Source organism: Herbiconiux daphne, from assembly GCF_024979295.1.
GTDB classification, from domain to species: Bacteria; Actinomycetota; Actinomycetes; order Actinomycetales; family Microbacteriaceae; genus Herbiconiux; species Herbiconiux daphnes.
The window spans coordinates 1,039,428-1,052,229 of record NZ_JANLCJ010000001.1; the positions used below are offsets into that span (position 1 = coordinate 1,039,428).

Here is a 12,802-nt window from a genome sequence, read left to right on the forward strand (position 1 = left end):
GTATGGATGCGTAAGCCAACAGGCAACATTACCAGTTCTTGACCGCCTGAACAATCCGCCCGGCCAGGGCGCGTGTTGCACGCGGTACCGTAGAAGCCTATGCCTCGTCTCGCCTCGCACACCGACTCGGTTCCGCCGTCCGGCATCCGTCGCATCTTCGAGCTGGCGCACGCGCTCGACGACGTCGTCTACCTCGTCGTTGGCGAGCCGGATGTTGCCGTCGACCAAGCCACCCTCGACACCGCGGCGCGGGCCTGGCAGAACGACGACACCGACTACACCCCCAACGGCGGCGTCGCCGAACTGCGCGCGGCGATCGTGCGCACCGTGGCCGAGCGCAACGGCATCGTCACCGACACCGAGCGGGTCTGGGTCACGAACGGCGCCACCCAGGGGCTCTACCTCGCCATGTCGCTGCTGCTCGATCCGGGTGACGAGGTGCTCGTTCCCGACCCCGGCTACACGACGTTCACGATGAACGCCCACCTGGTGTCGGCCACCCCCGTTCCCTACGCGTTGCGCCCCGAGAACGGCTTCGCGCCCGACCTCGCCGAACTCGAGCACCTCGTCACCGGCCGCACCCGTGTGCTCATCGTCAACTCGCCGTCCAACCCTCTCGGCGCCGTCTTCGACCGCGACACGCTCCAGGCCCTGCTCGACTTCGCCCGCGAGCACGACCTCTGGGTCATCAGCGACGAGGTCTACGAACGCTTCACCTACGACCAGCCGCACACGAGCATGGCGAGCCTCGGCCACGACGACCGCGTGCTCACGGTCTTCTCGGCCTCGAAGACCTACGCGCTCACCGGAGCCCGCGTCGGCTGGCTGCTGACCCCGCCCGGTTTCGCTCCCCTCCTCCGGTCGGCGCAGGAGGCCATGATCAGCTGCGTGAACACGCCGGCCCAGCGTGCGGTGGTGACGGCCCTGCTCGGCGACCAGCAGTCGGTGACGGATGCCGCCACGCACTATCGCGACAACCTCCGAGCCGCCACCGAGGTGCTGCGCGCCCGCGGCATCCGCTACCTCGAACCGAGCGGCGCCTTCTACCTCTGGGTCGACGTGGGCTACGCGACCGACGGCGACGTCGCGGAGTGGGCCGAGCGCTTCCTGATCGAGAAGCGCGTGGCAGTGGCCCCCGGCAGCGCTTTCGGCCGCACGGGCGAGGGCTGGATCCGCTTCTGCGCCGCCGCCTCCCTCGCCGACCTGCTCGAGGGCATCCGCCGCCTCCCCGACCCGCCAGCCGCGCCCGTCGCGGGCGTCGTCGAAGCCGCCGCTTCGCCTGCCGTCCCCGCCGCAGCACACGCCGCGGTCGATGCGCCCGGAGCAGCGCCCGCCACGGCCGCCCCACTCGCCGCCCCGCCGGTGCCGGCGGCCGCCGGGCCGATGGGCGTCGTCATCCGTCCCATCCGCGCCGACGAGATCGCCCACGCCGCCGAGCAGCGCTACGCGGCCTACAGCAACGACTTCGCCATCGGCGGCGCCTACGCCGACGAGGTGCGCGACCTCGCCCGCCACGTCGAGTCGGCGGAGGTCTGGGTGGCCGTCGATTCGTCCACCGGAGCGCTCCTGGGGTCGGTCACCCTTCCGCGACCCGGCGAATCCCTCCACCTCGCGCGGCCCGGCGAGCTCGAGTTCCGCCTGCTCGCCGTCGACACCGCCGCCCGTCGTCGCGGCATCGGACGCCTGCTCACCGAATTCGTCATCGGCGTCGCCCGGGCCCGCGGCCTCGACCGCGTGGTGATGAACAGCGGAACCGCCATGACCTCCGCGCACCGTCTCTACGAATCGATGGGCTTCACCCGCATGCCCGACCGCGAGAACCCGCCCGGCATCGAACCCTCCCGCGCCTACGGTCTCGACCTGCGATGAGCACGCCCGTGAGTCCCCGATGAAGATCGCCGTCATCGGCGCCGGGGCTGTCGGCGGGGTGATCGCCGCGCTCGCCGACCGCGCCGGCCACGAGGTGTCGGTGACCGCCCGCGGCGCCCAGCTCGACGCCATTCGCGCCCAGGGCCTGCACCTGCGCGGACACTGGGGCGAGCACACCGCGCGCGTGCAAGCATCCGCTGTTCTCGGGGCGAAGCCCGATCTGGCGGTGCTGGCCGTGAAGGCCCAGGATGCCGCGGCGGCACTCGACGCGAACGCCGCCCACCTCGACGGGGTGCCGCTCGTCGTCGTGCAGAACGGCTTGGGTGGCGCCGAGGCGGCGGCCGCCCACCTGCCCACGACCCCTGTCGTCGGTGCGCTCGCGTTGTTCGCCGCGTCGTACCTCTCGCCGGGCGAGGTCGAGATCACCACCCCCGCCTCGACCTACCTCGGCCGCCTGCCCGCGACCCCCGACTCCGTGCTCGAGCTGGCCCGCCAGACCCTCGGAGCCTTCATGCCCGTCGAGGTCACCCCCAACTTCACCGGCGCCCAGTGGACGAAGCTCATCGTCAACCAGATCAACGCCCTACCCGCCATCACCGGGCTCTCAGTGCAGCAGACCATCGCCGATCGCCGCCTGCGAGCCGTGCTCACGGCCAGCATGCTCGAGGCCGTCGGGGTCGCGCGTCGTCGCGGGGTGCGCTTCGAGACCCTGCTCGGCCTGAGCGACCCCCTGCTGGCGGCCTTCGCGCGGGCTCCGCGGCCGATCGCGCGACTGCTGCCGCGCCTGATGGGTCGCCGCATGGGGGCCACCCCCAACCCGGGATCGACCCTGCAGAGCATCCGCCGCGGGCAGCTCACCGAGATCGATCACCTCAACGGTGCCGTGGTCGCCGCGGCGACGGATGCCGGCTCCCGCGCCCCTCTCAACGCCGCCCTCGTGGCGCTGGTGCACCGCGTCGAGGCCGAGGGCACGTTCCTCACGCCCGACGAGGTCGCCCGGGCCATCCCGCTCACGCGCTGAGCCCTCGCGCCGGCCGCCGAGCCCCCGCACGCGCCCACAACCCCCGCACCCGCACCCCGCCCAGAGCCCCCGCCGAGAAGTCACTTTTCGGTCAAGAACCGGCCCCTTCGCAACGAAAAGTGACTTCTCGACGCAGCCGTCGGCGCAGCGGCGCGGCCGACGCGCCCGGCGCGGCCTCAGGCCGCCGCCGCGGGCGCGTACGAGCCCGACCGCAGCTCGTCGACGAGCGACGGCCCGTTCGGCTCCCAGCCCAGGTCGATCCGCGCCGCCGATCCCGAGGCCTGCTGGTCGAGCAGCAGCGCGTCGGCGAACCCCGCGCCCAGGCGTGCCCGCGTCTCCTCCACCGACGAGGCCTCCACGCGGCCGTCGAGCCCGGCGGCATCCGCTGCCGCCTCTCCGAGCGACCGCACGGTCGGGTTCTGCCCGCTCGCGCCGATGTAATACGACCCGGCATCGGCGAGATCGAAGGCGAGCAGGTAGAGCGACGCCAGGTCGTCGACGTGCACGGTGGTCCAGTGCTGCGAGCCGTCGCCGATCAGCTGCAGGGCCGGCGCGACGCCCGACCCGCGGGGAGCGTCGGAGATCACCGTCGGGATGCCCTGCCCGTAGCCGAACACGATCCCCGGCGCGATGATGCTCGTCTTGATGCCCGACGCGGCGCGCACCCGCGCCTCCACCGGCAGCCGCCAGGCGGTCAGCGCGGGCGGGTCGAACGGCGTGCGCTCGGTGATCGACGACCCCGACCCGAACACCCAGATGCCCCCGGTGTGCACATACGGCTTGTCGCTGCCTTCGAGCCCCGAGAACACCGCCGAAACGAAGGCGTCGTCGGTCGCCGCGCTGGACTCGTCGCCGGGCGACGCGAGATGGATCACCCCGTCGCTCTCGAGCGCCTCGTGCGCGATCAGCTCGGTGTCGGTGAGAGTGCCGAGCACCGCGGTCGCGCCCAGCGCCTCGACCTCCCGTGCCGCCTCGGGGGAGCGCACCAGCGCGGCGACATCCCGCCCCTGGTCGCGTAGCTGGCGAAGAACTGCAGATCCGATGAAACCGGTCGCGCCGGTGAGAAAGATGGCCATCAGGCAATTCAAGCGCCCGGCGGCGCCTCACGGAAGACGTGGCAGAATAGGACGTCGCGAAGTTTCGCCGAACGACCGAGGCGAATTACCCAGAGGAATGCGTGAGCCCCAAATCACTGAAGGCGCTTGAACCCGCCTCCACAGACCCCGCATTCATCCGCAACTTCTGCATCATCGCGCACATCGACCACGGCAAGTCCACTCTCGCCGACCGCATGCTCGGCATCACCGGGATCGTGAGCGACCGCGACATGCGCGCCCAATACCTCGACCGCATGGACATCGAGCGCGAGCGCGGCATCACCATCAAGAGCCAGGCCGTGCGCATGCCCTGGTCGGTCGGCGGCGACACCTTCGCCCTCAACATGATCGACACCCCCGGGCACGTCGACTTCAGCTACGAGGTCAGCCGCAGCCTCGCCGCGTGCGAGGGCGCCATCCTGCTCGTCGACGCCGCGCAGGGCATCGAGGCCCAGACCCTCGCGAACCTCTACCTCGCCCTCGAGAACGACCTCACCATCATCCCGGTGCTCAACAAGATCGACCTGCCGGCGGCCGACCCCGACAAATATGCCAAAGAGCTCGCGAGCCTCATCGGCGGCGACCCCGACGACGTGCTGCGCGTCAGTGGCAAGACCGGCCTCGGCGTCGAAGACCTGCTCGACCGGGTCGTCGAGCTGATTCCCGCTCCCGTCGGAGATCCGGATGCCGCCGCCCGCGCCATGATCTTCGACTCCGTCTATGACGCCTACCGTGGTGTCATCACCTATGTGCGCATGATCGACGGCCACCTGAGCCCGCGCGAGCGCATCCAGATGATGTCGACCCGGGCCACGCACGAGATCCTCGAGATCGGTGTCTCCAGCCCGGAGCCCACGCCGTCGAAGGGTCTCGGCGTCGGCGAGGTCGGCTACCTCATCACGGGTGTGAAAGACGTGCGCCAGTCGAAGGTCGGCGACACCGTCACCACCGCCGCGAAGCCCGCCACGGTGGCGCTGCCCGGCTATACCGAGCCGCTGCCGATGGTGTTCTCGGGTCTCTACCCGATCGACGGCAGCGACTACCCGGTGCTCCGCGAGGCGCTCGACAAGCTGAAGCTCAGCGATGCGGCCCTGGTCTACGAGCCCGAGACATCCGTGGCTCTGGGTTTCGGGTTCCGCTGCGGGTTCCTCGGCCTGCTTCACCTCGAGATCATCACCGAGCGGCTCGAGCGCGAGTTCGACCTCGACCTCATCGCCACCGCTCCGAGCGTGATCTACGAGGTGACGACCGAAGACAAGAAGACCGTCACGGTCACCAACCCGAGCGAGTTCCCCGGCGGCAAGATCGTGAGCGTCAAGGAGCCCGTGGTGAACGCGGCCATCCTGGCGCCGAAAGACTACGTCGGCACCATCATGGAGCTCTGCCAGGGCCGCCGCGGCACGCTGCAGGGCATGGACTACCTCGGCGAAGACCGGGTCGAGATCAAATACACCATGCCGCTCGGCGAGATCGTGTTCGACTTCTTCGACAACCTCAAGTCGAAGACGGCGGGCTACGCCTCGCTCGACTACGAACCGGCCGGCGAGCAGGAGGCCGACCTGGTGAAGGTCGACATCCTGCTGCAAGGCGAGCAGGTCGACGCCTTCAGCGCCATCGTGCACCGCGACAAGGCCTACGCCTACGGCGTGCTGATGACCGGGCGGCTGCGCGAGCTGATCCCGCGCCAGCAGTTCGAGGTGCCGATCCAGGCCGCCATCGGCGCCCGCATCATCGCGCGCGAGTCGATCCGCGCCATGCGCAAAGACGTTCTGGCCAAGTGCTACGGCGGAGACATCACCCGCAAGCGCAAGCTGCTCGAGAAGCAGAAAGAGGGCAAGAAGCGCATGAAGATGGTGGGCCGCGTCGAGGTGCCGCAGGAGGCGTTCATCGCGGCGCTCTCGGGAGACGTCGAGAAGAAAGACAAGAAGTAATGGTCGACGTCGATTCGCCTCGAGCCGGGGGACCGATGCGCTCGACGCGTGCGGCAGCCCTGCAGGGCGACGACCCGCGAGCCGCCGTCGCGCTGACCTACGCGGCCGTCGGCGCGACCCAGGCGCCCGATCTGCTCTACTTCCCGCCGCGCGGGTTCCGCCCGATCGAGCGCCGGGCACGCCTCGGCAGCGGCACGGCCCGGTTCGAGACCGCGGCCGCGAAGCTGATGGCCTGGGGTGTGCAGCGCGGAGCCGGCATCGGCGTGGGCGACGTGCGCCCGCCCGCGCCCACCGACACCGACTACGCGGGTCTCGTCTACGACGACTTCGGCGCTCCGCTCGCAGCCCGCTCGGCGCATCCGGAGCAGGCCTACGGCGAAGACGGCACGCCGCTCGTGTCGGCCGGCACCACCGCCGTCTTGGCGACCTCGGTGCTCGGCCTGCGTTTCCGCGCACCGGTGCGCGTCGTCTACCTGGTCAACGAACCGGGCCGCATCGGGTTCGCCTACGGCACGCTGCCCGGCCACCCCGCGTCGGGCGAGGAGAGCTTCGTGGTCGAGCACCTCTCCGACGACTCGGTCTGGATCGTCGTGCGCGCGTTCTCACGCCCGAGCACCTGGTTCTACCGCCTGGGCTACCCGGTCGTGCGCATCATGCAGGCCCGCACCACCAAGCGCTACCTGCGGGCACTGATGCCCAGCAAGGGCGCCCGGGCCTAGGCCGAGAGCCCCGACATGCCCTCCACCCTCCCGCTCGGCGACCCGGCACCCGCCGACGGACTCCTGCCGCTCGCGCACGCCTCAGCATCGGCCGACCGCGCGTTCGGGCTCTACGTGCACGTGCCGTTCTGCCGCGTGCGCTGCGGCTACTGCGACTTCAACACCTACACGGCCACCGAGCTGCGCGGCGCGCGCCAGGCCGACTACTCCGAGCAGGCGATCGAGGAGATGCGGTTCGCGGCCGGTGCGCTCGCGGCATCCGGAGTCGCCGACCGGCCCCTCTCGACCGTCTTCTTCGGCGGCGGCACCCCCACCCTCCTGCCGGCGGCGCAACTCGCCGACATGCTCCGGGCCGCTCGCGACACCTGGGGGCTCGCGCCCGGCGCCGAGGTCACCACCGAGGCCAACCCCGACTCGGTCGACGCGGCCTACCTGCGCACCCTGGCCGACGCCGGGTTCACCCGGGTGAGCTTCGGCATGCAGTCGGCCGTGCCGAGCGTGCTGGCCACCCTCGAGCGCACCCACGATCCGGAGCGCATCCCCGACGTCGTGCGATGGGCGAAGGATGCCGGCCTGCAGGTCAGCCTCGACCTCATCTACGGCACCCCGGGTGAGACGCTCGGCGACTGGCAGCGATCGCTCGACACGGTGCTCGCCAACGATCCCGACCACGTGTCGGCCTATGCGCTCATCGTCGAGGCCGGCACGAAGTTGGCCCGGCAGATCCGCTCGGGGGCGGTCGCTCAGCCCTCCGACGACCTGCAGGCCGACATGTACGAGCTGGCAGATGCCGCCCTTTCGAGCGCGGGCTACGGGTGGTACGAGGTGAGCAACTGGTCGCGCGACGCGGCGACCCGGTCGCGCCACAACCTCGGCTACTGGGTGGGCAGCGACTGGTGGGGCATCGGGCCGGGGTCGCACAGCTACGTGGGCGAGACCCGCTGGTGGAACGTCAAGCATCCGTCGGCCTACGCCGACCGCATCGCCGCGGGGGAGTCGCCCGCCGCCGGCCGCGAGACCATCGATGCCTCGGCGCGCGAGCTCGAGCGCGTGCTGCTGCTCAGCCGGGTGCGCGGCGCCCTGCGAATCGAGACGCTGCCGGATGCCGCCCGGCACGAGATCGCGGGCCTCATCGCCGACGGACTCATCGACGGTGCCGCCGCCCTGCGTGGCACCGTCGACCTCACCCTGCGCGGCCGCCTCCTGGCCGACGCCGTGGTCCGCCGCCTCACCTAACCCCCCTCCTCCTCCTCCCCCTCCGCCGAGTTGCGCCAAAGTGACCATCCACGCCGCATTTTCGGTCACTTTGGCGCAACTCGGCGGGGGCTGTGGAGAACTTCTGCAGGCGGGCGCGGGGTGGGGCAGGATGGCGCGATGCCCAAGAAGATCGAACTCCCCGAGGAACTCGCGGCCACGCCCTTCAGTGTCGAGGCGGGGCGCGACGCCGGCCTGACCACGAAGCGCATGCTGGGGGCCGATCTCGAGCGTCCGTTCCACGGGGTGCGCAGCCGCCGCGGCGCACTCGTCACCCTGCACGACCGGTGCCTCGCCTACGCCGAGCGCCTGCGCCCGGGCGACTTCTTCAGCCACACGACCGCCGCGCAGCTCTGGGGCTGCCCGCTCCCGAGCCGCTTCGACCGAGCGGATGCCGCCCTGCACGTCTCCACGATGGCGCCGAGCCGCGCGGTCTCAGGTCGCGGGGTGATCGGGCACCGAGTCGATCCTGACTCCGTGCGCGTGGTGATGCGGCACGGACTGCCCGTCTCGGACGCCGCCTCCACCTGGTGCGACCTGGCGGCGGTGATGACGAGGTCGGATCGCGTGAGTGGCGACATCCGGGGTCTCGACGACCTGGTCGCGGCGGGTGACCACCTCGTGTACGTCCCCCGCCACGATGGTGGCCCGGATCGGCCCTACCTCTCGATCGACGACCTGGCTCGCCGGGTGCAGTCGGGCTTCCGGCGCCGCGGCAATGCGGTGGCGCGCGTCGCGCTGGAGCTCGTGAGAGACGGCGCCGAGTCGCGGCCTGAGACCCTGGTGCGTCTCGCCATCGTGCGGAAGTTGTTGCCCGAGCCGGTTCTCAACGAGCCGGTGCTGGATCGCAACGGGAACTTCATCGGTCGCGCCGACATGAGGTTCCCCGACTTCCGCGTGATCGTCGAGTACGACGGGGAGCAGCATCGCACCGACGACGAGCAGTACGCCCGCGACGAGCGCCGCATCGAGGACTTCCAGATGGCCGGCGAGATCGTGGTGCGCATCCGCAAAGACGGGCTGGCCCGCCTCTCCGTCGAGGCCGCTCGCGTCGAGCGGGCCCTACGCTCCCGTGGCTGGACCCGCCCCCTCAGCTGACTGACCCCGCCCCCTCAGCTGAATTGCGCCAAAGTGACCATCCGCGGCCCGCGGAAGGTCACTTTGGCGCAACTCGGCGAAAAGAGGAGGAGGGGGAGGCGGGCTACTTGATGAAGCGGAAGTTGAAGAAGTAGCGGTAGGTGCCGCCCTGGTTGACCTTCACGCCCGCGATGATCGCGAAGATGAGGCCCACGATCTGCACGGCCCACGCGAGGAAGTAGAACAGGAAGCCGATGAAGATGAACGCCGTGATGGTGCCGATGATGTAGAGGCCCACCACGAAGATCGCCACCGTGATCTGGAAGTTCAGCGACTCCTTGCCCTCTTGGTTGGTGAGGGGCCCGCGGTCTTTGAAGATCAGCCAGATGATGAGCGGCGGAATCCAGCCCAGGATGCCGCCGAGCTGCGCGAGCATGGCCCACTGCTTGTCTTCGGCGGGGCTGAGCGGAGCGGCCGGTGCGCCCTGGTAGCCGGGAGGCGGCGTCTGGTAGCCGGGAGGCGGGGCCTGGTATCCGGGCGGCGGTGCCTGATAGCCCGGAGGAGGCGTCGGCTGCCCGGCGCCCGGAGTCGGCTGGCCGGAGGCCGGGTCGTACGGCGGTGTCGCGTTGGGGTCAGTCATGGTCTCGCGCCTTTCAGACGTGGGTGCACGGGCTCGTGCTCAGACACAAGATAGCGCCCGGTGTGTCGGGCGGCAATGATTTTCACTCAGGGTGTCCGGAACATCGAGGGCCTGATGCGGGATATAATTGGCACTCCGGTGATGCGAGTGCCAATCCGCGTTCATCGGGCGACACGCACGAAAGGACGGTGTTGCGGATGGTCTCAGAACGCAGCCTCGAAGTGCTCCGCGTGATCGTTCAAGACTATGTCGCCTCGCGTGAGCCGGTCGGCTCGAAGAGCATCGCCGAGCGCCACTCGTTCGGCGTGTCGGCCGCCACCATCCGCAACGACATGGCGCTGCTCGAAGAAGAAGAGCTCATCACCGCGCCCCACACCTCGTCGGGCCGCGTGCCCACCGACAAGGGCTACCGCCTCTTCGTCGACCACCTCTCCGACCTGCGCCCCCTCTCGCCGGCGCAGCGCCATGCCATCGAGACCTTCCTCGGCTCGTCGGTCGACGTCGACGACGTTCTGGCCCGCACCGTGCGCCTGCTCTCGCAGCTCACCCGCCAGGTCGCGCTCGTGCAATACCCCTCCCTCTCGCAGGCCCGCGTTCGCCACATCGAGGTCGTCGCGCTCACGCCGCGCCGGCTGATGACGGTGATGATCACCGACGGCGGCCACGTCGAGCAGCGCGTGGTCGACGTGCCGGCCGAGCTCGACGACGCCCTCATCTCCGACCTGCGACTGCGCTTCAACGAGGCCGTCGGCGGGCTCGGCCTCACCGAGGCGGCCGCCGCGCTCACCGGCGTCTCCGACCGCTTCCCCGCCGATCGCGCGCCGATCGTCGACGTGGTGGCCGCGACCCTCCACGAGCAGGTCTCCGCGAACCGCCAGGAGAAGCTGCTGATCGCCGGGGCCGCCAACCTGGTGCGCACCGAAGACGACTTCCACGGCAGCATCCTCCCGGTGCTCGAAGCGGTCGAGGAGCAGGTGGTGCTGCTGCGCCTGTTCAGCGAGATGGAAGCCGATCAGCGCGGCGTCACCGTCAGCATCGGCCGCGAGAACGAGTCGTTCGGCCTCGGCGAGACCTCCATCCTCGCCTCGGGCTACAGCGGCATCGGCTCGTCGATCGCCCGGCTCGGCGTGCTCGGCCCCACCCGCATGGACTACTCGAGCAACATCTCGGCGGTGCGCGCGGTCGCGCGCTATCTCTCCCGCACTCTCGGGGAGTCGGGCAGCGCGAACTGACCGGTCTCCCTCGCCACGCTCAACGAACCTCACCGAACAAAGGAGAAGCCCCTGGTGGCTGACCATTACGACGTGCTCGGCGTCTCGCGCGAAGCGACTCCCGAAGAGATCAAGAAGGCTTACCGCAGACTCGCCCGCGAGCTGCACCCCGACGTCAATCCGAGCCCGGATGCGCAAGAGAAGTTCAAGCAGGTCACCCACGCCTACGACGTGCTGAGCGACCCGGGCCAGCGTCGCGACTACGACCGCGGCCCCCAGCCCACCTTCGGGGGCGGGGGAGGCGGCTTCGGTGGCTTCGGCGACATCTTCGAGACCTTCTTCGGCGGCCAGGGCGGCGGTTCACGCGGCCCGAAGTCGCGCGCCGAGCGCGGTCAAGACGCCCTGCTGCGGGTGGAGGTCGACCTCGGCGAGGTCATCTTCGGCACCCACCGCGACCTCGAGGTCGACACCGCCGTGGTGTGCGAGACCTGCAACGGCTCGTGCTGCCAGCCGGGCACCTCGCCCGTCACGTGCGACATCTGCGGCGGCTCCGGCTCGATCCAGCGCACCGTGCGGTCGCTGCTCGGCAACGTCGTGACGAGCGCGCCCTGCGGCACCTGCCGCGGCTACGGCACCGTCATCCCGAACCCGTGCCCCACCTGCCAGGGCCAGGGCCGCGTTCGTGCCCGCCGCACCATCCCGGTCGACATCCCGGCCGGCGTCGACACCGGCCTCCGCCTCCAGCTGCCCGGCCAGGGCGAGGTCGGCCCCGCCGGCGGCCCCCAGGGCGACGTCTACCTCGAGATGAAGGTCAAGCACCACGAGGTCTTCTCGCGCAACGACGACGACCTGCTCTGCACCCTCGAGGTGCAGATGTGGGATGCCGTGCTCGGCACCACCGCCAAGGTGGAGGCCCTCGACGGCGACATCGAGATCGAGATCAAGCCCGGCACCCAGAGCGCCGAGGTGCTCACGGTGAAGGGCCGCGGGGTCACGCACCTGCGGGGCAACGGCCGCGGCGATCTGCGGGTCGGCATCCAGGTCGTCACCCCGACGAAGCTCGACCACAAGCAGAAGGAGCTGATCAAGCAGCTCGCGTCGGCGCACAAATACCCGGCGCCGAGCCTCGGTCACTTCCAGCAGGGACTGTTCGCGAAGCTGCGCGACCGCTTCCTCAACGTGTGACCGGTCGATGAGCTCGCTCTTCCTGCGCGACGACCTCCGGGCCGTGCCTCACGGCGTCGGCGACGTCGTGCAGCTCACGGGTGACGAGGCGCGGCACGCCGCGACGGTCAGCCGCCTGCGCGTCGGGGAGCAGACGTCGATCGGCGACGGCCGCGGCCTCGTGCTGCACGGCGTGGTGACGCGCGCGGAACCCAAGCTGCTCGAGATCGTGGTCGAGGCCGCGGTCGAGCATCCGGAGCCCCGCCCGCTGGTGCTGCTCGTGCAGGCCCTCGCGAAGGGCGACCGCGACGAGCTGGCCATCCAGACGGCGACCGAACTCGGCGTCTCCGCGGTGCTGCCGTGGCAGGCCGAGCGCTCGATCTCGCGCTGGACGGGCCCCAAGGTGGCCAAGGGCATCGAGCGCTGGTCGAGCATCGTTCGCGAGGCGGCGAAGCAGTCGATCCGGCCGCACGTGCCGACGGTGGGCGACCTCGTCGACACCGGTGCACTGGCGCGATCGGCCGCAGAATTCCGGATGCTCGTGCTCGAGCCGACCGCCACCGTGCGGCTGACCGAGGTGGCCGGTCTGGGCGAGGAGTCGGGCGTTCCCCGCGCGGGGAGAACGACGGATGCCGCGGCCACCGCCACCCCGATCGCGCTCGTGGTGGGTCCCGAAGGCGGCATCTCGCCCCGCGAGCTCGAGCGGCTCGCCGATGCCGGGGCCGAGATCGTGCGGCTCGGCGACGAGGTGTTGCGCACCTCGAGCGCGGGACCCGCCGCGCTCGCCGTGCTGAACGTCGCCCTCGGCCGGTGGTAGCC

At 70.6% G+C, this 12,802-nt stretch carries 11 protein-coding genes; 9 read left to right on the forward strand and 2 right to left on the reverse strand.

What is annotated here, in order from left to right; translation table 11 throughout:
* The first annotated feature begins 99 nt into the window (after window positions 1-99).
* The gene (locus tag N1032_RS28265; protein ID WP_310795920.1) at window positions 100-1,869 is read left to right on the forward strand and encodes an aminotransferase class I/II-fold pyridoxal phosphate-dependent enzyme; all 1,770 of its coding nucleotides are present in this window, start codon (window positions 100-102) and stop codon (window positions 1,867-1,869) included.
* A gap of 19 nt (window positions 1,870-1,888) precedes the next feature.
* Window positions 1,889-2,890 carry a ketopantoate reductase family protein gene (locus N1032_RS05210; RefSeq protein ID WP_259537879.1) on the forward strand — a complete coding sequence of 334 codons (1,002 nt, stop codon included), beginning with the start codon at window positions 1,889-1,891 and terminating at the stop codon, window positions 2,888-2,890.
* Window positions 2,891-3,066: 176 nt separating this feature from the next.
* On the opposite strand, the gene N1032_RS05215 is transcribed toward N1032_RS05210, so the two are convergent.
* Window positions 3,067-3,966 (reverse strand): NAD-dependent epimerase/dehydratase family protein, encoded by a 900-nt coding sequence (locus N1032_RS05215; RefSeq protein ID WP_259537881.1) that lies wholly within the window; start codon window positions 3,964-3,966, stop codon window positions 3,067-3,069.
* A 101-nt stretch (window positions 3,967-4,067) separates the two neighbouring features.
* Between N1032_RS05215 and lepA the strand changes: the two genes are divergently transcribed.
* From lepA to N1032_RS05235, 4 genes are all read left to right on the forward strand, one after another.
* Window positions 4,068-5,918, forward strand: coding sequence for a translation elongation factor 4 (lepA, locus tag N1032_RS05220; protein ID WP_259537883.1), 1,851 nt, complete (start codon window positions 4,068-4,070; stop codon window positions 5,916-5,918).
* On the forward strand, window positions 5,918-6,637 hold the full coding sequence (locus N1032_RS05225) for a DUF1990 family protein (RefSeq protein ID WP_259537884.1): 720 nt from the start codon (window positions 5,918-5,920) through the stop codon (window positions 6,635-6,637). Before lepA ends, N1032_RS05225 begins: the two co-directional genes overlap by 1 nt.
* Window positions 6,638-6,652: 15 nt before the next feature.
* Window positions 6,653-7,873, forward strand: a complete 1,221-nt coding sequence (hemW, locus tag N1032_RS05230) for a radical SAM family heme chaperone HemW (protein WP_259537885.1) — start codon at window positions 6,653-6,655, stop codon at window positions 7,871-7,873.
* Window positions 7,874-8,011: 138 nt separating this feature from the next.
* Window positions 8,012-8,989, forward strand: a complete 978-nt coding sequence (locus N1032_RS05235) for a hypothetical protein (protein WP_259537886.1) — start codon at window positions 8,012-8,014, stop codon at window positions 8,987-8,989.
* 103 nt (window positions 8,990-9,092) lie between these two features.
* On the opposite strand, the gene N1032_RS28270 is transcribed toward N1032_RS05235, so the two are convergent.
* Window positions 9,093-9,608 carry a DUF4870 domain-containing protein gene (locus tag N1032_RS28270; RefSeq protein WP_310795921.1) on the reverse strand — a complete coding sequence of 172 codons (516 nt, stop codon included), beginning with the start codon at window positions 9,606-9,608 and terminating at the stop codon, window positions 9,093-9,095.
* A gap of 197 nt (window positions 9,609-9,805) precedes the next feature.
* Here N1032_RS28270 and hrcA point away from each other — a divergent pair, with 197 nt between their 5' ends.
* From hrcA to N1032_RS05255, 3 genes are read left to right on the forward strand one after another with little or no spacing between them, the layout of a single operon-like run.
* Entirely contained in the window at window positions 9,806-10,840 is a 1,035-nt protein-coding gene (gene hrcA, locus N1032_RS05245; protein ID WP_259537887.1) for a heat-inducible transcriptional repressor HrcA, read from the forward strand.
* 54 nt (window positions 10,841-10,894) lie between these two features.
* Entirely contained in the window at window positions 10,895-12,004 is a 1,110-nt protein-coding gene (gene dnaJ / locus N1032_RS05250) for a molecular chaperone DnaJ (protein WP_259537888.1), read from the forward strand.
* A 7-nt stretch (window positions 12,005-12,011) separates the two neighbouring features.
* Window positions 12,012-12,800: a 16S rRNA (uracil(1498)-N(3))-methyltransferase gene (locus N1032_RS05255; protein WP_259537889.1), complete on the forward strand. Its 789-nt coding sequence runs from the start codon at window positions 12,012-12,014 to the stop codon at window positions 12,798-12,800.
* The last annotated feature ends 2 nt before the right edge of the window (window positions 12,801-12,802 follow it).

Excerpts from the sequence above, each read along its gene's own strand:
- N1032_RS05215 (WP_259537881.1), bottom strand. The coding sequence starts at position 3,966 with ATGGCCATCTTTCTCACCGGCGCGACCGGTTTCATCGGATCTGCAGTT.
- hemW (WP_259537885.1), top strand. The coding sequence starts at position 6,653 with ATGCCCTCCACCCTCCCGCTCGGCGACCCGGCACCCGCCGACGGACTC.
- N1032_RS28265 (WP_310795920.1), top strand. The coding sequence starts at position 100 with ATGCCTCGTCTCGCCTCGCACACCGACTCGGTTCCGCCGTCCGGCATC.
- N1032_RS05225 (WP_259537884.1), top strand. The coding sequence starts at position 5,918 with ATGGTCGACGTCGATTCGCCTCGAGCCGGGGGACCGATGCGCTCGACG.
- N1032_RS05255 (WP_259537889.1), top strand. The coding sequence starts at position 12,012 with ATGAGCTCGCTCTTCCTGCGCGACGACCTCCGGGCCGTGCCTCACGGC.
- N1032_RS05210 (WP_259537879.1), top strand. The coding sequence starts at position 1,889 with ATGAAGATCGCCGTCATCGGCGCCGGGGCTGTCGGCGGGGTGATCGCC.
- hrcA (WP_259537887.1), top strand. The coding sequence starts at position 9,806 with ATGGTCTCAGAACGCAGCCTCGAAGTGCTCCGCGTGATCGTTCAAGAC.
- N1032_RS05235 (WP_259537886.1), top strand. The coding sequence starts at position 8,012 with ATGCCCAAGAAGATCGAACTCCCCGAGGAACTCGCGGCCACGCCCTTC.
- N1032_RS28270 (WP_310795921.1), bottom strand. The coding sequence starts at position 9,608 with ATGACTGACCCCAACGCGACACCGCCGTACGACCCGGCCTCCGGCCAG.